Source organism: Aeromonas sp. s13 (assembly GCF_040907905.1).
Lineage (GTDB): Bacteria > Pseudomonadota > Gammaproteobacteria > Enterobacterales > Aeromonadaceae > Aeromonas > Aeromonas veronii.
In genome coordinates this window covers 19,901-39,364 of the sequence record NZ_JBFOCS010000010.1, presented here as the reverse complement: position 1 = coordinate 39,364, position 19,464 = coordinate 19,901, and the positions used below count along the sequence as shown (strand labels likewise).

The 19,464-nt window shown below is 60.3% G+C and carries 18 protein-coding genes; 11 read left to right on the top strand and 7 right to left on the bottom strand.

Features of this window, described 5'->3' with window-relative positions:
- Positions 1 to 189: hypothetical protein (locus AB5Y82_RS01430; RefSeq protein ID WP_368173557.1), on the top strand; the 189-nt coding region annotated here is incomplete at its 5' end.
- 198 nt (positions 190 to 387) lie between these two features.
- Here AB5Y82_RS01430 and hemG read toward each other — a convergent pair.
- Genes hemG through pepQ form a run of 4 tightly spaced genes read right to left on the bottom strand, consistent with a single transcriptional unit; the run spans position 388 to position 4,353 of the window.
- Positions 388 to 912 (bottom strand): menaquinone-dependent protoporphyrinogen IX dehydrogenase, encoded by a 525-nt coding sequence (gene hemG, locus AB5Y82_RS01425; RefSeq protein WP_005339483.1) that lies wholly within the window; start codon positions 910 to 912, stop codon positions 388 to 390.
- A 7-nt stretch (positions 913 to 919) separates the two neighbouring features.
- Positions 920 to 2,377, bottom strand: coding sequence for a TrkH family potassium uptake protein (locus AB5Y82_RS01420; protein WP_005339482.1), 1,458 nt, complete (start codon positions 2,375 to 2,377; stop codon positions 920 to 922).
- 36 nt (positions 2,378 to 2,413) lie between these two features.
- Positions 2,414 to 3,031 (bottom strand): YigZ family protein, encoded by a 618-nt coding sequence (locus AB5Y82_RS01415; RefSeq protein WP_111901188.1) that lies wholly within the window; start codon positions 3,029 to 3,031, stop codon positions 2,414 to 2,416.
- Positions 3,031 to 4,353, bottom strand: coding sequence for a Xaa-Pro dipeptidase (gene pepQ / locus AB5Y82_RS01410; RefSeq protein ID WP_111901187.1), 1,323 nt, complete (start codon positions 4,351 to 4,353; stop codon positions 3,031 to 3,033). Before pepQ ends, AB5Y82_RS01415 begins: the two co-directional genes overlap by 1 nt.
- 191 nt (positions 4,354 to 4,544) lie before the next feature.
- Here pepQ and AB5Y82_RS01405 point away from each other — a divergent pair, with 191 nt between their 5' ends.
- The 6 genes from AB5Y82_RS01405 (at position 4,545) to AB5Y82_RS01380 (ending at position 13,705) form a co-directional block, all read left to right on the top strand.
- Positions 4,545 to 6,482, top strand: coding sequence for an acetoacetate--CoA ligase (locus AB5Y82_RS01405; protein ID WP_111901186.1), 1,938 nt, complete (start codon positions 4,545 to 4,547; stop codon positions 6,480 to 6,482).
- A 204-nt stretch (positions 6,483 to 6,686) separates the two neighbouring features.
- The gene (fadB, locus tag AB5Y82_RS01400) at positions 6,687 to 8,834 is read left to right on the top strand and encodes a fatty acid oxidation complex subunit alpha FadB (protein ID WP_111901185.1); all 2,148 of its coding nucleotides are present in this window, start codon (positions 6,687 to 6,689) and stop codon (positions 8,832 to 8,834) included.
- Complete coding sequence (gene fadA / locus AB5Y82_RS01395) at positions 8,835 to 10,019, top strand: acetyl-CoA C-acyltransferase FadA (protein ID WP_198868326.1); 1,185 nt, start codon at positions 8,835 to 8,837, stop codon at positions 10,017 to 10,019. It abuts the gene before it with no gap.
- Between the two features lie 278 nt (positions 10,020 to 10,297).
- Entirely contained in the window at positions 10,298 to 11,020 is a 723-nt protein-coding gene (locus AB5Y82_RS01390; RefSeq protein ID WP_005339475.1) for a response regulator, read from the top strand.
- Entirely contained in the window at positions 11,017 to 12,462 is a 1,446-nt protein-coding gene (locus AB5Y82_RS01385) for an ATP-binding protein (RefSeq protein WP_005357365.1), read from the top strand. Before AB5Y82_RS01390 ends, AB5Y82_RS01385 begins: the two co-directional genes overlap by 4 nt.
- A 4-nt stretch (positions 12,463 to 12,466) precedes the next feature.
- Entirely contained in the window at positions 12,467 to 13,705 is a 1,239-nt protein-coding gene (locus AB5Y82_RS01380; protein ID WP_368173556.1) for an ABC transporter substrate-binding protein, read from the top strand.
- A 75-nt stretch (positions 13,706 to 13,780) separates the two neighbouring features.
- On the opposite strand, the gene AB5Y82_RS01375 is transcribed toward AB5Y82_RS01380, so the two are convergent.
- Positions 13,781 to 13,972, bottom strand: coding sequence for a hypothetical protein (locus tag AB5Y82_RS01375; RefSeq protein ID WP_005339471.1), 192 nt, complete (start codon positions 13,970 to 13,972; stop codon positions 13,781 to 13,783).
- 169 nt (positions 13,973 to 14,141) lie between these two features.
- Between AB5Y82_RS01375 and tusA the strand changes: the two genes are divergently transcribed.
- Together tusA and AB5Y82_RS01365 are read left to right on the top strand one after the other, a co-directional pair.
- Positions 14,142 to 14,387 (top strand): sulfurtransferase TusA, encoded by a 246-nt coding sequence (gene tusA, locus AB5Y82_RS01370; RefSeq protein WP_005339470.1) that lies wholly within the window; start codon positions 14,142 to 14,144, stop codon positions 14,385 to 14,387.
- Between the two features lie 21 nt (positions 14,388 to 14,408).
- Positions 14,409 to 14,756: a RidA family protein gene (locus AB5Y82_RS01365; RefSeq protein ID WP_005355943.1), complete on the top strand. Its 348-nt coding sequence runs from the start codon at positions 14,409 to 14,411 to the stop codon at positions 14,754 to 14,756.
- 75 nt (positions 14,757 to 14,831) lie between these two features.
- On the opposite strand, the gene AB5Y82_RS01360 is transcribed toward AB5Y82_RS01365, so the two are convergent.
- Positions 14,832 to 15,488, bottom strand: coding sequence for an OmpA family lipoprotein (locus AB5Y82_RS01360; protein WP_005339468.1), 657 nt, complete (start codon positions 15,486 to 15,488; stop codon positions 14,832 to 14,834).
- A gap of 129 nt (positions 15,489 to 15,617) precedes the next feature.
- Complete coding sequence (locus tag AB5Y82_RS01355; protein WP_368173555.1) at positions 15,618 to 16,190, bottom strand: DNA-3-methyladenine glycosylase I; 573 nt, start codon at positions 16,188 to 16,190, stop codon at positions 15,618 to 15,620.
- Between the two features lie 222 nt (positions 16,191 to 16,412).
- Here AB5Y82_RS01355 and glyQ point away from each other — a divergent pair, with 222 nt between their 5' ends.
- Complete coding sequence (gene glyQ / locus AB5Y82_RS01350; protein WP_010672400.1) at positions 16,413 to 17,342, top strand: glycine--tRNA ligase subunit alpha; 930 nt, start codon at positions 16,413 to 16,415, stop codon at positions 17,340 to 17,342.
- A 9-nt stretch (positions 17,343 to 17,351) separates the two neighbouring features.
- Positions 17,352 to 19,433: a glycine--tRNA ligase subunit beta gene (gene glyS, locus AB5Y82_RS01345; protein ID WP_159142805.1), complete on the top strand. Its 2,082-nt coding sequence runs from the start codon at positions 17,352 to 17,354 to the stop codon at positions 19,431 to 19,433.
- Positions 19,434 to 19,464: the final 31 nt, after the last annotated feature.

Genomic DNA, 19,464 nt, shown 5'->3' with positions numbered 1-19,464 from the left:
GTCACTTCACCAGACATTGAAAATCAAAAATTGTTTTTGATGTTCGATGCTGTGAGTGCCCACACAGATTGCTTGATTCAAATTGTTAAAGAGCGTCACGCTTATCGCGTTGAGGAGGCGCATATTACGCCTCTCACTTCGAAAGTCAAGCGGTTGCTTTCGCTTTTCTTTCGGCGCCCACTTCACTAGGAAGCTGGCTCATCAGTTCGGCGTGTTCCGCCGTGCTGGTAGGGGCGCATTATAGGGAGCGGCGCCGGGATGACAAGAGGAAAACTGCAAAAAATGGCACTTTTTACAGTTTCTCGGTTCAACCGTTGCTTTATTAAACAAAAGCCCCGCATCGGCGGGGCTGTTTCGGGCAAAAAACCCTTAATTCACATCACACTGCTACCTTTTTGACCAGAATTCGCGGGCAAAGCTGCGTACCTTTTCCCAATCGGTAAACTCAATGTCCTTACTGGTGTCAGTACTGCCACCGGTAATCTTCATGATCAGCTGGATGATCCGAGTCTGCCACCAGTTATAGCGGGAGTACTGCAGCGCACCGGCAAAGACGCCCAGGGTTTTCGGCTTCCAGGGAGAGAGGCGCAGGAACTTCTTCATATAGGCATTGGTTTGCGGCGTCTGCTTCTCTGGCTTGCGGGCCGTCAGGTTGACACAGAAGAAGGCCGCATTGGCCACCTCCAGCTGCTCCTGATGAGCGTGAATAAAGCTGAACAGGCTGGGGTGGAAGTTGCCATAACGAATGGAGGCGCCGATCAAGACCTTGGCATACTTGCTGAGGTTGCACATCGGCAAGGTGTGCAGGTCGTGCATCACCACTTCGCATCCCGGCATCTGCTCCAGCATGACATCGACTATTTTGCGGGTTTGGCCATCCCGAGAGGAATAAAGCACCAGAATCTTGTCCATAACAACCTCAACTACGCCAGAATGCAGGAGTAAACAGTACCAGAAGCGTGAAAATTTCCAATCGGCCAAACAACATGGCCAACACCAGTACCCACTGGGCCGCTGGCGAGATATTGCCGAAGTTGGCTGATACCTCTCCCAAACCTGGGCCTACGTTGGTGAAAGCCGCAGCAACAGCGGTGAATGCGGTCACTTCGTTCAGCCCCGTCATCAGCAACAGCAGCATGAACATAAAGAAGAGAATAATATAGGTGGCGAAGTAGCCCCACACCGCCTCGACGATGCGCTCGGGCACCGCCCGATTCCCCAGCTTCAAGGTATAGATGGCTCTGGGGTGAACCAACCGCTTCAACTCGCGCATCCCCTGCATGAACAGGATCATAAAACGCATCACCTTGATACCGCCGCCGGTACTGCCTGCACAACAGCCAATAAAGGCGGAGAACATCAGCAGCATGGGCAGGAACGAGGGCCAATCGGCATAGGTTGTGGTGCTGTAGCCGGTGGTGGTCCCCAGAGAGACCGCCTGGAAAAGACCGTGGTTGAGCGCCTCTTGCCAGGTGGCGTAGTGTCCGTGGGTCAGCAAGGCGACAAAGCAGATCATCACCAGGGTCGCCTGGATGGCCAGAAACACCTTGAGTTCAGAATCGTAAAGGTAGCGACCGAGCCGCACCGGACGGTGAGAGAAGACGGTAAAGTGGAGCGCAAAGTTCACGCTGGCCAGCAGCAGGAACACCACGGTAATCAGGTTGATGACCGGACTGTTGAAGAAACCGATGCTGGCATCGTGAGTGGAGAAGCCACCGACCGACAGAGTCGAGAACGAATGGCAGACCGCATCGAACAGCGTCATCCCGGCGAGCCAGTATGCCAGCGCACAGAGCGCGGTCAGCAGCAGATAGATGAACCAGAGCGCCTTGGCCGTTTCGGCGATGCGCGGCGTCACCTTGGTATCCTTCACCGGCCCCGGGATCTCGGCGCGATAGAGCTGCATACCCCCGATCCCCAGCAGTGGCAGAATGGCCACCGCCAGTACAATGATCCCCATCCCCCCCAGCCACTGCAGCAACTGGCGATAGAACAGGAACGCCTTGGGCAGATTATCAAGCCCGGTCAGTACCGTTGCGCCAGTGGTGGTCAGGCCGGAGAACGATTCGAAGAAGGCCTCCGAGACCGACATGTCCGGCACGTCGCTCATGATGAAGGGCACCGCCCCCACACTGCCCAGCACGGTCCAGAACAGCACCACAATCAGAAAGCCCTCTTTCGAGCGCATCTCCTTCTTGTGGTAGCGATTGGGAAACCAGAGCACCACGCCGAGCAGCAGGGCGATCAGAAAAGAGCTGACGAACTCGGCACCACCACCATCCCGATAGCCAAAGGCCACCAGTGCAGGCAACAGCATGGTCGAGCTGAACAGCGCAACCAGCAGGCCAACAATGCGAATAATGCTCAGAATGTGCATTACAGCTCCCTTTCCCCAATTAAAGAGCGATGGATTCTAGCCATCTAAGGGACTGAGGGATACCCGCCCATGAGTCCGGTCGGTCAATTCACGGTCCACCTGAGCCCAAACCGAGGACTCCCACGCCACCTGCAAGGTGACCTGCTGACCGTAATCGGCCGCCAGCAATTCGCCATTATGGCTGCTGATCAGCGACTCGACCGTCCCCATGTCACCGTAATCGCAGTGAATGAGAGAGGGAGTGCGCGGCACCTTGAGCAGGGTGGGCAGCTGCTTGAGGACAGCACCGACACCGCCCCCATAGGCTTTGACCAGTCCACCGGTGCCAAGCTGGATGCCGCCGTAGTAACGCACTACCACGGCGCAGATTTCACCGAGCCCCGAGCCCATCAACTGGGCCAGGATCGGCTTGCCCGCAGTACCGGAAGGTTCGCCGTCATCGCTGAAGCCATAAACCTGACTATCTTGCGGCGCACCAGCCACAAACGCCCAGCAGTGATGGCGCGCGGCCGGATGTTGGCGTTTGATCTCGTTGACCCACCCCTTGGCCGCCTCGACGGTCGGGGTGTGGGCGATCAGGGTAATGAAGCGGCTCTTCTTTATCTCTTCGGTCAACTCCAGCGGGGCAGCCGGAATGGAGTACGCAGCCGCCATCAGAGTCCTGCTTGTCTGGTCATGTTCTCCACCCCGTTGGCGTGCAGCACCACGTTGTCTTCGATGCGGATGCCGCCGAACGGACGCAGCGCCTCCACCTTGTTCCAGTTGACCCTCTTGCCCTGTTCGCCCTGACGCAGCGGCTCCAGCAAACTGTCGATGAAGTAGAGACCCGGCTCGATGGTGAACACCTGACCCACCTCCATCACCCGGGTGCAGCGCAGATAGGGGAACAGCTCGGGCGCCGCCAGATGGGTGCCGCGCTCATCCTGCATGAAACCGCCCGCATCGTGCACCTGCAAACCGAGGAAGTGGCCGAGGCCGTGAGGGAAGAAGACGTTGGTCACCCCGGTGTTGATCATCTCGTCCACCGACATATCCACCAACTCGGTCGCTTGCAGCAGGCGCGCCAGCTTGTGGTGCATCTGCAGATGCAGCTCGCTGTAGCGACGACCCGGTTTGATCTCCTTGATGATCTCCTGCTGCTGCTCGTCGAGGGCTGCAATCAGATCGGCAAACTCACCGCGCCGCCACGCCCAGGTACGGGTGATGTCGGAGGCATAACCATGAAAATCGACGCCGGCATCGATCAGGAAGGAGTGGCGCTCCGCATCGGGCACCCGCAAGGCAGACAAATGGGTGTAGTGAAGGATGGCCGCGTTGCGGTTGATGGCGACGATATTGCCGTAGGGCGCCTCATTGGCCCCCTGCCCGACCGCCTTCATGTAGGCCAGATTAATCTCGAACTCGCTCGCCCCCGCCATAAAGGAGTCCTTGGCGGCGATATGGCCGCGTACCCCAATCCGGTTCGCCTCGCGCAGACACTCCAGCTCGTAAGGTGTCTTGTAGGCGCGGTGATAGTGCAGGTAGTTGAGCACCGCCTCCGGATTGGGCTGGGTCAGCCCCAGCAGTTCAGCCACTTCCAGATGACCGCCCAAATAGGCCCACTCCTGCTTGTTGGCAGGTAGATGGTCGGCCACCTGTTCCGGCCGGGTCAGGAAACGGATATCGAAGAACTCGACCCAGAAGGCATTGGGCAGATCCGCTACTTTGTGCCAGAAATCCACCGGGCGGTAGAACAGCAGGATTGGTTTGTTCACCCCGTCCACCAGCAGCCAGCAGTGGGGATTGTCCAGCACCGGCAACCAGGCCTTGAAGTGGGGGTTTACCTTGAACGGGTAATCCTGATCATCGAGGAAGATGCGGTGGGTCTGGCCGGAGTGGATGGCCAGTCCGCTGAGCCCCTGTTGTTGCAGAATGTCGCGGGTGCGCTGCTGCAAGGTATCGAGGTGCTGGGCAAAAAGTTGGCTGTAGCTGCTCATGGCGTCCTGCTCCGAGGTGAATGTGATTGCAGCATAACATCAAGCGCTTGGCGGCTCGACCCGTCAAGCTGCCGCTTCGTGAGGTAACGCATACGTTACAAACGCGTTTGTTATCAACAGAAAACCAATCATTAACAAATCAAAAACAATTCAATACACTGCCGGTAGATACATGAAGTCAGGGATTACTCATGGACAACCTCTGCCTGTGGCAACCGGAGCCGCTCAGGATGCAGCAATCCAACCTCTACCGCTTTATGGCAGAGGTGAACCGCTTCCACGGCCTGCAACTGCAGGACTATCCGCAGCTGTGGCAATGGTCGGTGGAAAAGACCACCCGCTTCTGGCCGCTGGTGTGGCAGCACTGCGGCGTCAAGGGCGAACTCGGCAACATAGTGGCGGAGAATCGTCAGGATATGCAGCGCACCCGCTGGTTCCCCGACAGCCGCCTCAACTTCGCCGAAAACCTGCTGCGCCGCCAGGACGAGAGCCCGGCCATCATCTCCCGCATCGAAGGGAGCCCAAGCCACACCCTGAGCTGGCGTGAGCTTGGGGAACAGGTTGCCCGGCTGGCTCAATGGCTGCGCAATCAGGGGATTGGTCGTGGCGATGTGGTTGCCGCCTATCTGCCCAATATCCCGGAAACCGTGGTAGCCATGCTGGCAACCACCAGTCTGGGGGCGATCTGGACCTCCACCAGCCCCGACTTTGGCGAGGCCAGCGTGGTAGAGCGCTTCGGCCAGACACGGCCGCGAGTGCTGTTTGCGGTGGATGGCTATCGCTACAACGGCAAGGCCATTGATATTCAGGACAAAGTGGCAGGGGTCGTCAGCCAGATCGACAGCATAGAGCAGACAGTGATGATCCCCCTGCTCGGCAACCCGCTGCAGCTTGGTCACGACTGGCAGCAACTGCTGGCAAGCCAATCGGACGCCGGCCTCCAGTTCGAGTCCATGGCTTTCAATGACCCGCTCTACATCCTCTACTCCTCCGGCACCACCGGCAAACCCAAGTGCATCGTCCACGGGATTGGCGGCACCCTGCTGCAACATCTGAAAGAGCACCAGCTGCACTGCGACATCAAGCCGGGGGAGCGGATCTTCTACTTCACCACCTGTGGCTGGATGATGTGGAACTGGCTGGTGAGCGCGCTCGCCTCCGGCGCCACTCTGGTTCTATATGACGGCTCGCCCTTCTACCCGGACGGCAACGTGCTGTGGGATCTCGCCCGCGACGAGCAGGTCAGCTTGTTCGGCACCTCGGCCAAGTATCTCGACGCGCTGCACAAACAGGGTTATGCCCCCATCAACAGCCACGACTTGCCGCACTTGCGGCTGATCTGCAGCACCGGCTCTGTGCTGTCGCCGGAGGGGTTCGACTACGTCTATCAGCAGATCAAGCAGGATGTGCAGCTCAGCTCCATCTCAGGCGGCACCGACATCTGCTCCTGCTTCGTCATCGGCAACCCGCTCAGCCCTGTCTATCGCGGCGAGAGTCAGGGGCGCGGCCTCGGTCTCGCGGTGCAGGTGTTCAACGAAGCGGGCCAGCCGGTGCAGGGGGAGAAGGGCGAGCTGGTCTGCACCAAGCCGTTCCCGGCCCAGCCCATCTACTTCTGGGGCGACGAGAATGGCGACAAGTACCATGCCGCCTACTTCGAACGGTTCGACAACATCTGGTGCCACGGCGACTGGATCGAGCTGACCCCGACCGGCGGCATTCTGTTCTACGGCCGCTCCGACGCCACCCTCAATCCGGGGGGCGTGCGGATCGGCACCAGCGAAATTTACCGCTATGTCGAGCAGCTGGACGAGGTGGAGGAGAGTATCGTCATCGGCCAGCAGTGGCAGCAAGACGAGCGGGTGGTGCTGTTCGTCAAGCTCAAGTCGGGTTGCAAGCTGGATGAGCCGCTGCGCGAGCGGATCCGCCAGCAAATAAAGCAGCACTGCACCGCCCGCCACGTGCCCGCTCGCATCCTGCAGGTGGATGCCATCCCCCGCACCAAGTCCGGCAAGATCGTCGAACTGGCGGTGCGGGAGGTGGTGCACAACAGGCCCGTCAACAATACTCATGCCCTCGCCGATCCCGAGGTGCTGAACCAGTATCGCAACCGGCCGGAACTGGCCAGTTGATAGCAAACTCATATTCATCCGAGGCGCCGCAAGGCGCCTCTCTTTTGCCCGTTTTGTGATGAAGAGCTTTTACTCGAGATCTGTTAAACAAATGTTTTAAATAGGTGTTGAAAATGTCTCCTTTTGGATCAATAGTGAGCCTCGCCCCCTGCTGGGGATTAAGGAGCACCACTCCCCACTGAGTGGGAACAAGGAGACACTCTCATGATCTACCAAGGCGAAACCCTGTCGGTCAGCTACCTCGAAAACGGCATTGCCGAGCTGAGGTTTGATGCCCCGGGTTCAGTCAACAAGCTGGATCGCGCTACCCTGCTCTCCCTGAGCGAAGCGATCGCCGCATTACAACAAGAACGTGAACTAAAAGGTCTGATCCTCACCTCCGGCAAAGACGCCTTTATCGTCGGTGCCGACATTACCGAATTCCTGGAACTGTTCGATCTGCCGCAGGAAGATCTGCTCGGCTGGCTGAAAAAGGCCAACGATATCTTCAACGCCATCGAAGATCTGCCGGTGCCGACCCTCTCCGCCATCAAGGGCCACGCCCTCGGTGGCGGCTGCGAGACCATCCTCTCCACCGATTTCCGTCTGGCCGACACCACCGCCAAAGTCGGCTTGCCCGAGACCAAACTCGGCATCATGCCGGGCTTTGGCGGCACAGTCCGTCTGCCGCGAGTGATCGGCGCCGACAACGCGCTCGAGTGGATCACCACCGGCAAGGATTACCGTGCCGATGACGCCCTCAAGGTAGGCGCTATCGACGCCGTGGTCGCCCCCGACGCGCTGCAGAGCGCTGCGCTGCAGATGATCAAGGACGCCATCGCGGGCAAGCTGGACTGGCAGAGCCGTCGCGCCGCCAAGAAAGCCCCGCTGCGCCTCTCCAAACTGGAAGCCATGATGAGCTTCACCACCGCCGCCGGCATGGTTGCCGCCGTGGCGGGCAAACACTATCCGGCGCCGATGACCGCGGTGAAAACCGTCGAGGCCGCCGCAGGTATGGGCCGTGACGAGGCGCTGGCCGTCGAGGCACAAGGCTTTATCAAGCTGGCCAAGACCGATGTCGCCAAGGCACTGGTCGGTATCTTCCTCAACGATCAGCACATCAAGGCGCTGGCCAAGAAGGCGGCCAAGCAGGCAGCTAAGGCCACTGGTCACGCCGCCGTACTGGGTGCCGGCATCATGGGGGGCGGCATCGCCTACCAGTCTGCCAGCAAGGGCATTCCGGCGGTGATGAAGGATATCAACGAGAAGGCGCTGGCACTTGGCATGAATGAGGCCACCAAGCTGCTCAACGGCCAGCTCGAAAAGGGCCGCATCGATGGCATCAAGATGGGCCAGGTGCTCTCTGCCATCACTCCGACCCTCAGCTATGACAACGTCAAGCACGTGGATGTGGTGGTCGAAGCCGTGGTCGAGAACCCGAAAGTGAAGGCCGCCGTATTGGGCGAAGTGGAAGGGATCATCGGCGAAGACGCCGTGCTCGCCAGCAACACCTCCACCATTCCCATCTCCCTGCTGGCCAAAGGGCTGAAGCGTCCGCAGAACTTCTGCGGCATGCACTTCTTCAACCCGGTGCACCGCATGCCGCTGGTGGAGATAATCCGCGGCGAGCAGACCTCCGATGAAACCATCAACCGCGTGGTGGCCTACGCCGCCGCGATGGGCAAGTCCCCGGTGGTGGTCAACGACTGCCCTGGCTTCTTCGTCAACCGGGTGCTGTTCCCCTACTTCTTCGGCTTCAACAAACTGGTTGCCGATGGCGCCGACTTTGCCGCCGTCGACAAGGTGATGGAGAAAGAGTTCGGCTGGCCGATGGGCCCCGCTTACCTGCTGGATGTGGTCGGCATCGACACCGGTCACCATGCCGGTGACGTGATGGCACAGGGCTTCCCGGCACGCATGAGCAAGGAAGGTCGCACCGCCATCGACGTGATGTACGAAGTGAACCGCTTCGGTCAGAAGAACGGCAAGGGCTTCTACGCCTACGAGCAGGACAAGAAGGGCAAACCGAAGAAGGTGGCCGACGCCGCCAGCTACGAGCTGCTGGCCCCCATTGCCAAGCCGAAACAGGATTTCGACAAGGACGCCATCATCGCCCGCATGATGATCCCGATGATCAACGAGGTGGTGCTCTGTCTGGAAGAGGGCATTGTCGCCACGCCAGCCGAAGCCGACATCGCACTGGTCTACGGTCTGGGCTTCCCTCCCTTCCGCGGCGGCGTGTTCCGCTATCTGGACACTATCGGTCTGGATCGCTACGTGGCCATGGCCGACCAGTATGCCGACTTGGGCCCGCTCTACCGCGTCAGCGACCGCTTACGCGAGATGGCCGCCCAGGGCAAAACCTTCTACTGATTGCGGAAAGGAGATCCATTCATGAAAGACGTAGTCATTGTCGACTGTATCCGGACCCCGATGGGCCGGTCCAAGGGCGGCGCCTTCCGCAACGTGCGTGCAGAAGATCTGTCCGCGCACCTGATGAAATCCATCCTGCTGCGCAACCCCAACCTCGACCCGAACGAGATCGAGGATATCTACTGGGGCTGCGTGCAGCAGACCCTGGAGCAGGGCTTCAACATCGCCCGCAACGCCGCGCTGCTGGCCGGAATTCCGAAGCAGGTGGGGGCGGTCACCGTCAACCGTCTGTGCGGCTCCAGTATGCAGGCGCTGCACGACGCCTCCCGCGCCATTCAGGTGGGTGATGGGGATATCTTCATCATCGGCGGCGTCGAGCACATGGGCCACGTGCCGATGAGCCACGGCGTTGACTTCCACCCCGGCATGGCCAAGTCGGTGGCGAAAGCCTCCGGCATGATGGGGCTGACTGCCGAGATGCTCGGCAAGCTGCACGGCATCAGCCGTCAGCAGCAGGACGAGTTTGCCGCCCGCTCCCACCGCCGCGCCCACGCGGCCACCGTGGAAGGGCGTTTTGCCAAGGAGATCGTCGGGCTGGAAGGCCATGACGCCAGCGGCGCCCGCTTCTTCTACGACTATGACGAGGTGATCCGCCCGGAGACCACGGTCGAAACCCTGAGCCAACTGCGCCCGGTGTTCGACCCGGTCAACGGTACCGTCACCGCCGGCAGCTCCTCGGCCCTGTCCGATGGCGCCGCCGCCATGCTGGTGATGAGCGCGGATCGCGCCAAGGCCCTCGGCCTCACGCCGCGCGCCAAGGTTCGTGCCATGGCCATCGCCGGCTGCGACGCCGCCATCATGGGTTACGGCCCGGTGCCGGCGACCCAGAAGGCGCTCAAACGGGCCGGTCTGACCGTCGGTGACATCGACCTGTTCGAGCTGAACGAGGCGTTTGCCGCCCAGTCCCTGCCCTGCGTGAAGGATTTGGGTCTGCAGGATCTGGTGGACGAGAAGGTAAACCTGAACGGTGGCGCCATTGCGCTGGGTCACCCCCTCGGCTGCTCCGGTGCCCGCATCTCCACCACCCTCATCAATCTGATGGAGGAGAAGGATGCCACCCTGGGGGTTGCCACCATGTGTATCGGTCTGGGTCAGGGTATCGCCACCGTGTTTGAACGGGTGTGATAACCAGCCGGATCGACCGGATGCACTACTGAGAGTTGCCCCTTTTCGGGGCCAGTCTGACTGGCCCCTTTTCAAGTCTGTGACGATCGCCACACGGGGTGCTCGTCAGTGGTCAGAAGCTGTCTGTTGGCCGTCCCGTTTGGGTCGGCCTTTTTTCGTTTTAATCTTATCAATAGGCTGTTATTGCCTTAAACCTCACATTAGATAGGGGGCTTGCTTGCTTTTTACTCCCCCGACAGGTTCAATCTGCACAAAAAAATGGGTGGATGCACATACATATGTCAATGAGCAAACAACTGCTGATCGTCGATGACGACCAAGAGATCCGCGAGCTGCTCAATGAGTACCTGACCCGGGCGGGCTTTCAGGTATTGACGGCGGCGGAGGGCAACGAGATGCGCCAGCAACTCGCCCAGCACAGCCCGGACCTGATTATTCTGGACATCATGATGCCCGGCGAGGACGGTTTTACCCTCTGCCAGCAGATCCGTCGTGACTCCCAGGTGCCCATCATCATGCTGACCGCCGCCTCCGACGAAGCGGATCGGGTGATCGGCCTGGAACTCGGCGCCGACGACTATATCGCCAAGCCGTTCAGCCCCCGTGAACTGCAGGCCCGCATCAAGGCGCTGCTGCGCCGCGCCGAATTCCGCCAGCCGGAAAAAGAGAAAGAGCCGAGCCGCCGCCTGCGTTTTGCCGAGTGGACCCTCGACACCCTGAGCCACCAGCTGACCCATGATGATGGCAGCCTGCTGGATCTCTCCGGTAGCGACGCCATGCTGCTTGGCATGTTCCTGCAACAGCCCGGCGTGGTGCTGGATCGGGACACCATCTCGGATGCCACCCGCGGCCGCGAAAGCCTGCCGATGGAGCGCGGTATCGACGTACAGATCAGCCGTCTGCGCCAGAAGCTGGGCGACAACGGCAAGAGCCCGCGCATCATCAAGACCATTCGCGGCAGTGGCTACATGCTGATTGCCGAGGTGCACGAGCTGCCATGAGCAACAAGTGGTCCTGGGGGGCGCTGGTACCCCGCTCCCTGTTGTCACGGATGATCTTGCTGCTGTTGCTGGCCATCCTGCTCTCCCAGACCATTTTGACCGGCATCTGGATGCAACAGATCCAGAAGCGGGAGCTGGAGGGGATGCTCAGCACCACCCGCAACCTCGCCATGTCTGCCGCCTCCACCGTCAACTTCTTCAAATCCCTGCCGCTGCAATATCGCCATATCGCGCTGGACCAGCTGCGCAACATGGGGGGCAGCCGCTTCTTCGTCTCGCTCAACGAGGAGGAGATCCACATCAACGCCATCCCCGACAGCGAACGCAAGACGCAGGTGCTGGAGGAGGTTCAGGGAGTGCTGACCCGCAAGCTCTCCGACGCCATGGCGATCAAGGTGGATTTCTCCCGACCCGATGACCTCCACGTCTTCAACAACGACACCCTGCTGGCGGATCTCCCCTCCTCCTGGGCCCGCTACACCCTGTCGCTGGAACCGCTCAATCCGCCGGTATTGGTGACACAGATTGAAATTGAAAAGGGGGAGTGGCTCTATCTGGCGGCCCTGCTGCCCGCCCCCTACATGACCCTCGACGATACCGTGATGCCGAGCAATCAGGTGCGTTTCATCGCCCTGATGACGGTGTTCCTCTGCTTCTTCACCTTTATGCTGGTGCGCTGGCAGACCCGCCCGCTGCGCCGTCTCGCCAAGGCGGCGGTGAATCTGGGCAAGGATATCGACCAACCCTCGCTCAAGGAGGAGGGTGCCTCCGAGATCGTCGCGGCGACCCGTGCCTTCAACATCATGCAACACCGCATCCGCCGTTATATCGATGATAGAGAGCGGCTGTTCAGCTCCATCTCCCACGACCTCAAGACCCCTATCACCCGGCTGCGGCTACGGGTCGAGCTGCTCGATGACGAGGTACAGATCGCCAAGTTCAACAAGGATCTCGACGAGCTGGAGCTGATGGTGAAAGGAGCGCTGCAGACGGTCAAAGAGACCGACATTCACGAGAATATCGAGGAGATCGACATCAACGCCCTGCTTGAGCAGATGGCGGAGTCGATGAACCTGCACGACGAGCGGCTGACCATCGAAGGCCACTGCAAGTGGCCCTATCGCGGCAAGCTGCTGGCGCTCAAGCGCTGCATCGGCAATCTGGTGGACAACGGCATCAAGTACGGCCAGAAGGTGCGCATAATCATCATGGATGACGAGGAGATGCTGATTCTCTTTATCATGGATGAGGGCCCCGGCCTGCCGGACGATCAGTTCGAACGCATCTTCGAGCCCTATTACCGGCTCAGTACCGATCAGGCCGGCACCGGCCTCGGTCTTGGTATCGCCCGCAACATTGCCCACGCCCACGGCGGCGATCTGGTGCTGGAAAACCGTCCGCAAGGTGGCCTGCAGGCCACGCTCTCCCTACCAAGGCAGTAACCTTATGAAGTGGTTGTCTTTTTCTGTCATCGCCCTGCTCTCTGCTCCCGTTGCCGCCTCCCAGGTGGAAGTGCTGCACTGGTGGACGTCCGGTGGCGAAGCGAAAGCGGTCGAAGTGCTCAAATCCGAGTGGACCAAACAGGGCAACCAGTGGAACGACTTCGCGGTACAGGGCGGCGGCGGCAAGAGTGCCATGACGGTATTGAAGAGCCGGGCATTGGCCGCCAACCCGCCCGAAGCGGCCCACCTCAAGGGCTATGAGCTCAAGGAGTGGGCCGGGCTCGGCTTCCTGCGCGATCTCACCCCCATGGCCGAACACCTCGGCTGGTACAGTCAGATGCCGCCAATGGTGCGTGCTACCCTCAGCCAGAATGGCGCCCTGATGGCGGTGCCCACCGGCATCCACCGGGTCAACTGGCTGTGGCTCAACCGCAAGGTGTTCGAGCGCAACAAGCTGACTCCACCCACCAGCTGGGCCCAGTTTGTCACCGTCGCCGACCAGCTTAAAAAACGGGGCATCACTCCGCTCGCCATCGGCAACGAGCCCTGGCAGCTGGCGGTGTTGTTTGAAACGGTGGCACTCGGTGAGGGCGGAAAAGAATTCTATCGCAAGGCGTTCCTCGAGCAGGACAGCGCCACCCTGACCGGCCCCGACATGGTACGGGTGTTGACCCGTTTCCAGCAGCTGCGCGCCTATGTGCCGCAAAAATACGCCGGTCTGAAGTGGCATCAGGCCACCAATCTGCTGGAGAGCGGTGGCGCCGCCATGCAGGTAATGGGCGACTGGGTGAAGGGGGAGCTGAGCGCGGGCAACTACCGGCCGGGTGAGGATATCGCCTGCCTGCCGAGCCCGGGTAGCGCCGGACTGTTCAGCTACAACCTAGACTCCATCGCCATGTTCAAACAGCGGGATCCGGCCCAGCTGCAGGCGCAGGGGGATCTGGCCCAACTGCTGATGACGCCGCAATTTCAGGAGGAGTTCAATCGGGTGAAGGGGTCTATTCCGGCTCTGACCAATCCCGACATGAGCAAGTTCGACCGCTGCGCCGTCCGCTCCTATCAGGACTTCCTGCTGGCGGAAAAGCAGGACAACCTGCTGCCCAGCATGGCGGAGGGGATGGCGACGCCGACCAATATGCGGCAGGCGATCCTCGATGTGCTGAGCAACTTCTTCAACGACCCCAAGGCCAACCCGGAGCAGACGGCGCTGCATCTGGAGCGGGCGATGCGCTCGACCCGCTAATCCGGGCACATTGCCAAACGGCAGAAATGACAAAGGCGGAATTGCTCCGCCTTTGTTGTTGAATCGTCATCCGATTCAGGATTGATCGTTCTCGTCCTCATCCTCGTCATAGTAATCGCTGAGCTCGATCCAGAGCCCCAACCCGACCATCACCATGGAGCCGAACCAGGTACCGGTATTCCCGATCGGGCTGCCCATCACTATCATGGCGAAGGACAAGAACCCCATGCCTGCATAGGCTTGTAATCTGCCGTAGGAGACCTGCATATTCACCTCCTTGTTGAATATGGTTCAATTTTTATATTACTCGTCCGGCGCAAGCTGGATAGGGCCGAATAACATTTCGGTTACATATGCTGGTTAATGGGGCGTTTGTTTGATTATTTTTTAGCCCTGAGTATCATTGGCAGCCGAATAGGTTGAAGGTTGATAATAGATGAGTGATTTATTCTGCGGCGCGACTCACGAGTTGGACGCAATCGGGCTTCGTTGCCCGGAACCCGTTATGATGGTTCGCAAGAAAGTGCGGCTGATGGCGGATGGCGAGACCCTGCTGGTCAGCGCCGACGATCCTTCAACCACCCGCGACATCCCCAGTTTCTGCCGCTTTATGGATCACACCCTGGTCGCCAGCGAGACAGAGCAGGCCCCCTACCGCTATCTGATCCGCAAGGGTCAATAAGCCCCTGTACCGGAGCACTCCATGACAACCATTACCCGAATCGGCACCACCCAGCGTTGGTCAGACGTGGTCATCCACAATGGCACCCTCTACGTGGTGGAAGTGCCCGTCAGCGAAGAGGCCGACATCCACCAGCAGACCCGCGAAGTGCTGGCGAGCCTGCAACGCCTGCTGGAAGCCAACGGCTCCGGCGTCGACAAGATCCTGATGGCCAATATCTATCTCAAAGACATTCAGGACATCGCTGCCTTCAACGAGCAGTGGGATGCCTGGATTCCGGCTGGCACCGCACCCGTGCGCGCCTGCGTACAGGCCCGTCTGGCCCACGAAGGCTACAAGGTCGAAGTACAGCTGACAGCGGCTGTCTAAGACTTTCCCGGCTTGAGCTAGCAAAAGGCCCCGCCATCACTAGCGGGGCCTTTTCGTTACCGAAACCTGAACGACTTAGGCGGTCGGGGTCAGGGTAATGGTCACGCGGCGGTTCTGGGCTTTGCCAGCGGCGGTGCTGTTGGTAGCAACCGGCTGATCCGGGCCCACGCCGGTGGTGGAGATGCGGCTGCCTGCAACGCCCTGACCAATCAGCTGGGCGGCAACGGCATCGGCACGATCGCGGGAAAGCTTCATGTTCAGATCGCGGGAACCGGTACTGTCGGTGTGACCGACCACGTTCAGGCGGGTCTTGTCGAACTCGGCAACCACCATGGCTACGCCGGAGAGGGTGTTGGCACCGGCCGCTTTCAGCTGGGAGCTGGAGCTGTCGAAGGTGACGTTGTTCGGCATGTTGAGGATCAGCTCATTGCCATTGCGGGTCACGCTGACGCCAGTGCCTTGCAGCTTCTCGCGCAGCTTGGCTTCCTGCACGTCCATGTAGTAGCCGATACCGCCACCCAGCGCCGCGCCGGCAGCAACGCCGGTCAGGATGCCCTTCTTGCGGTCACCCTTGCTGGAAGAGAGCGCACCTACGGCCGCACCGGCAGCGGCGCCAGCCAGCGCGCCCCAGGCACCTTTGGAGGTCTGGGATTCACCTGTGTAGGGGTTGGTGGTACAGCCGCTCAGGGCAACGGTCAGTGCCAGAGCAGGCACCAGGATCTTGGCTCGCATGAAAAAACCTCTGTGAAAACAATCCGGCACCATGCCGGGGGCCGGATTGTAACGCGCTGGCACGCCATTGTCTGACGCAAGCCTGAACAGATGGCGAGAGTGGTGTTTTTTTGGGCAATCGGCGGCTGGTCAGCGCGGTAACTGACACTCGGCGTGGCAAGGACAGCTGACCAGATGATCGTTCACCATCCCCACCGCCTGCATAAAGGCGTAACAGATGGTGCTGCCGACGAAGTTGAAGCCGAGCTTCTTGAGTGCTTTCGACATGGCATCCGACTCCGGCGAGGCCGCCGGAATATCGCCATTGCCCTGCCGCTGGTTAACGATGGGGGCGCCGCCAACAAAGCCCCACAGGTAGTCGGCGAAGTCGATCCCCTGCTCCTGCAACGCCAGATAAGCGCGGGCATTTCTGATGATCGACTGCACCTTGAGCCGGTTGCGGATGATGCCGCTGTCCTGCATCAACCGCTCTACATCCTGCTCGTCGAACCGGGCAATCTGCACCGGATCAAAGTCTGCATAGGCGCGATGGTAGCTCTCGGTGCGCTTCAAGATGGTGATCCACGACAGCCCCGCCTGCTGGCCGTCGAGGCAGAGCTTGGCAAACAGCTCGCGGGCGTCATAGACCGGCCTGCCCCACTGTTTGTCATGGTATTCAATGTATTCCGGGTCTTTGGTCACCCAGGCGCAGCGCAGTTCCATTTCCTCTCCCTCGTTATTTCAGCGGTTTGCCCGACCCTGCCCACTCTGCAGGCGGCACTGCTCACATCATATACCGGACATCCCGCCCGACCAGCCAGGGCGCAGCATCATCCCGCGAATCCGCTGCAATTTCGCCTATTATCCGACCATGCCAGACGGTATACTCCCTCGGTTCACATTCAGCAAATCTTGCTCTGATTTTCACTTCGCGCGAAAAAAATTATGCAAAAATTCGATGTCAAAACCTTTCAGGGCCTGATCCTGCAGCTGCAGGACTATTGGTCCCGCCAGGGCTGTACCATCATTCAGCCGCTGGATATGGAAGTGGGTGCCGGTACTTCCCACCCCATGACCTGTCTGCGTGCCCTGGGCCCGGAGCCCATCGCCTGCGCTTACGTGCAACCGTCCCGCCGTCCGACCGACGGCCGCTACGGTGAAAACCCGAACCGCCTGCAGCACTACTACCAGTTCCAGGTGATCATCAAGCCTTCCCCCGACAACATTCAGGAACTCTATCTGGGCTCCCTGAAAGAGCTGGGCATGGATCCTGAAATCCACGACATCCGCTTCGTGGAAGACAACTGGGAAAACCCGACGCTGGGTGCCTGGGGTCTGGGTTGGGAAGTGTGGCTGAACGGCATGGAAGTGACCCAGTTCACCTACTTCCAGCAAGTTGGCGGCCTCGAGTGCAAGCCGGTCACCGGCGAGATCACCTACGGTCTCGAGCGTCTGGCCATGTACATTCAGGGCGTGGACAGCGTCTACGATCTGGTCTGGTCTGACGGCCCGCTGGGCAAGACTACCTACGGCGACGTGTTCCACCAGAACGAAGTGGAGCAATCCACCTACAACTTCGAACACGCCGATGTGGAGTTCCTGTTCCACTGCTTCGAGCAGTACGAGAAGGAAGCCCAGAACCTGCTGGCACTGGAAAAACCGCTGCCGCTGCCTGCCTATGAGCGCATCCTCAAGGCCGCTCACTCCTTCAACCTGCTGGATGCCCGCAAGGCCATCTCGGTCACCGAGCGTCAGCGCTACATCCTGCGCATTCGCACCCTGACCAAGGCCGTGGCAGAGGCATACTACGCCTCCCGCGAAGCGCTGGGCTTCCCGATGTGCCAACGTGGCAGCAACGAGAACAAGCAAGGTTAAGGAACGGACATGGCACAACATACATTTCTGGTAGAGATCGGTACTGCTGAGCTGCCGCCCAAAGCCCTGCGCTCCCTGGCCGAAGCCTTTGCCGACAACTTCAAAGCCGAACTGACCAAGGCCGATCTGGCCTTTGGCGACGTCGAGTGGTTTGCTTCACCGCGCCGTCTGGCGCTGAAGGTAAGCGAGCTGGCCGGCGAACAGCCGAGCAAGAGCGTCGAGAAGCGCGGCCCGGCCGTGGCGCAGGCGTTCGATGCCGAAGGCAAGCCGACTAAGGCTGCCGAAGGCTGGGCCCGTGGCAACGGCATCACCGTTGAACAGGCCGAGCGTCTGGTCACCGACAAGGGTGAGTGGCTGGTTCACACCGCCAAGGTCGAAGGCCGTCCGGCTGTCGATCTGCTGGGTGAGCTGGTTGCCTCTGCACTGGCCAAGCTGCCCATCCCGAAAATGATGCGCTGGGGCGACAAGACCATCCAGTTCGTGCGTCCGGTCTTCACCGTGACCCTGCTGCTGGATGGCGAGCTGGTTCCTGCTCACATTCTGGGTATCGACTCTGCCCGCACCATCCGCGGTCACCGCTTTATGGGCGAGAGCGAGTTCACCATCGACAACGCCAGCCAGTACCCGCAGATCCTGCAGGAGCGCGGCATGGTGATTGCCGACTTTATGGCGCGCAAAGCCAAGATCAAGGCTGACGTCGAAGCGGCCGCTGCCGCCTTCGGTGGCGTGGCCGATCTGGACGACGCCCTGCTGGAAGAGGTGACCGCACTGGTCGAGTGGCCTGTGGTGCTGACCGCCAACTTCGAAGAGAAGTTCCTGGCCGTGCCGGCCGAGGCGCTGGTTCACACCATGAAGGGTGACCAGAAGTACTTCCCGGTTTACGACAAGAACGGCAAGCTGCTGCCGAAGTTCATCTTCGTCACCAACATCGAGTCCAAAGACCCGAGCCAGATCATCAGCGGCAACGAGAAGGTGGTTCGCCCCCGTCTCTCTGACGCCGAATTCTTCTTCAAGACCGACCTCAAGCAGACCCTGGCCTCCCGCCTGCCGCGCCTTGAAACCGTGCTGTTCCAGCAACAGCTGGGCACCGTCAAGGCCAAGGTCGAGCGTATCGAGGCCGTCGCCGGCTTTATCGCCCAGCGTATAGCGCCTACCGAAATTGACATTGTCACGCAGGCCCGCCGTGCCGGTCTGCTCTCCAAGTGTGACCTGATGACCAACATGGTCGGCGAGTTCACCGACACCCAGGGTGTCATGGGGATGCACTACGCCCGTCACGATGGCGAAGACGAAGCAGTGGCCGTGGCCCTCAACGAGCAGTACATGCCGCGCTTTGCCGGTGATGCCCTGCCGTCCGGTCTGGTTGCCTGCGCCGTGGCGCTGGCCGACAAGTTCGACACCCTGGCCGGTATCTTCGGCATCGGCATGCTGCCGAAGGGTGACAAGGACCCGTTCGCCCTGCGTCGCGCCGCCATCGGTGCCCTGCGCATCATGACCGAGAAGCAGCTGGACTTGGATCTGGTTGAACTGGTTGAAGAAGCGGTACGCGTCTACGGCGACAAGCTGACCAACAAAACCGTCGTTACCGACGTGGTCGACTTTATGCTGGGCCGCTTCCGCGCCGCCTATCAGGACGAAGGCATCGGTGCCGACGTGGTGCTGGCCGTGCTGGCCCGCCGCCCGACCCGTCCGCTCGATTTCGATCGCCGCGTCAAGGCCGTCAGCCACTTCCGCACGCTGGATGCCGCACTGGCTCTGGCTGCCGCCAACAAGCGCGTGAGCAACATTCTGGCCAAGGTCGAAGGCGAACTGCCGACTGCCGTCAAACCGGAACTGCTGGTCGATGCCGCCGAGAAGGCGCTGGCCACCCAGGTTGCCGAACTGCAAGCCGAACTGGCTCCGCTGTTCGCAGCCGGTGACTATCAGGCTGCCCTCACCCGTCTGGCCGCCCTGCGCGAGCCGGTCGATACCTTCTTCAACGAGGTGATGGTGATGGCCGATGACGAGGCCCTCAAGGCCAATCGTCTGGCACTGCTGAACAACCTGCGCAACCTATTCCTGCAAGTCGCGGATATCTCCCTGCTGCAGTGATCTTGGTTGGGTTGAGTGATATTAAAAACGG

Excerpts from the sequence above, each read along its gene's own strand:
- hemG (WP_005339483.1), bottom strand. The coding sequence starts at position 912 with ATGGACAAGATTCTGGTGCTTTATTCCTCTCGGGATGGCCAAACCCGC.
- AB5Y82_RS01420 (WP_005339482.1), bottom strand. The coding sequence starts at position 2,377 with ATGCACATTCTGAGCATTATTCGCATTGTTGGCCTGCTGGTTGCGCTG.
- AB5Y82_RS01415 (WP_111901188.1), bottom strand. The coding sequence starts at position 3,031 with ATGGCGGCTGCGTACTCCATTCCGGCTGCCCCGCTGGAGTTGACCGAA.
- pepQ (WP_111901187.1), bottom strand. The coding sequence starts at position 4,353 with ATGAGCAGCTACAGCCAACTTTTTGCCCAGCACCTCGATACCTTGCAG.
- AB5Y82_RS01405 (WP_111901186.1), top strand. The coding sequence starts at position 4,545 with ATGGACAACCTCTGCCTGTGGCAACCGGAGCCGCTCAGGATGCAGCAA.
- fadB (WP_111901185.1), top strand. The coding sequence starts at position 6,687 with ATGATCTACCAAGGCGAAACCCTGTCGGTCAGCTACCTCGAAAACGGC.
- AB5Y82_RS01390 (WP_005339475.1), top strand. The coding sequence starts at position 10,298 with ATGTCAATGAGCAAACAACTGCTGATCGTCGATGACGACCAAGAGATC.
- AB5Y82_RS01385 (WP_005357365.1), top strand. The coding sequence starts at position 11,017 with ATGAGCAACAAGTGGTCCTGGGGGGCGCTGGTACCCCGCTCCCTGTTG.
- AB5Y82_RS01380 (WP_368173556.1), top strand. The coding sequence starts at position 12,467 with ATGAAGTGGTTGTCTTTTTCTGTCATCGCCCTGCTCTCTGCTCCCGTT.
- AB5Y82_RS01375 (WP_005339471.1), bottom strand. The coding sequence starts at position 13,972 with ATGCAGGTCTCCTACGGCAGATTACAAGCCTATGCAGGCATGGGGTTC.
- tusA (WP_005339470.1), top strand. The coding sequence starts at position 14,142 with ATGAGTGATTTATTCTGCGGCGCGACTCACGAGTTGGACGCAATCGGG.
- AB5Y82_RS01365 (WP_005355943.1), top strand. The coding sequence starts at position 14,409 with ATGACAACCATTACCCGAATCGGCACCACCCAGCGTTGGTCAGACGTG.
- AB5Y82_RS01360 (WP_005339468.1), bottom strand. The coding sequence starts at position 15,488 with ATGCGAGCCAAGATCCTGGTGCCTGCTCTGGCACTGACCGTTGCCCTG.
- AB5Y82_RS01355 (WP_368173555.1), bottom strand. The coding sequence starts at position 16,190 with ATGGAACTGCGCTGCGCCTGGGTGACCAAAGACCCGGAATACATTGAA.
- glyQ (WP_010672400.1), top strand. The coding sequence starts at position 16,413 with ATGCAAAAATTCGATGTCAAAACCTTTCAGGGCCTGATCCTGCAGCTG.
- glyS (WP_159142805.1), top strand. The coding sequence starts at position 17,352 with ATGGCACAACATACATTTCTGGTAGAGATCGGTACTGCTGAGCTGCCG.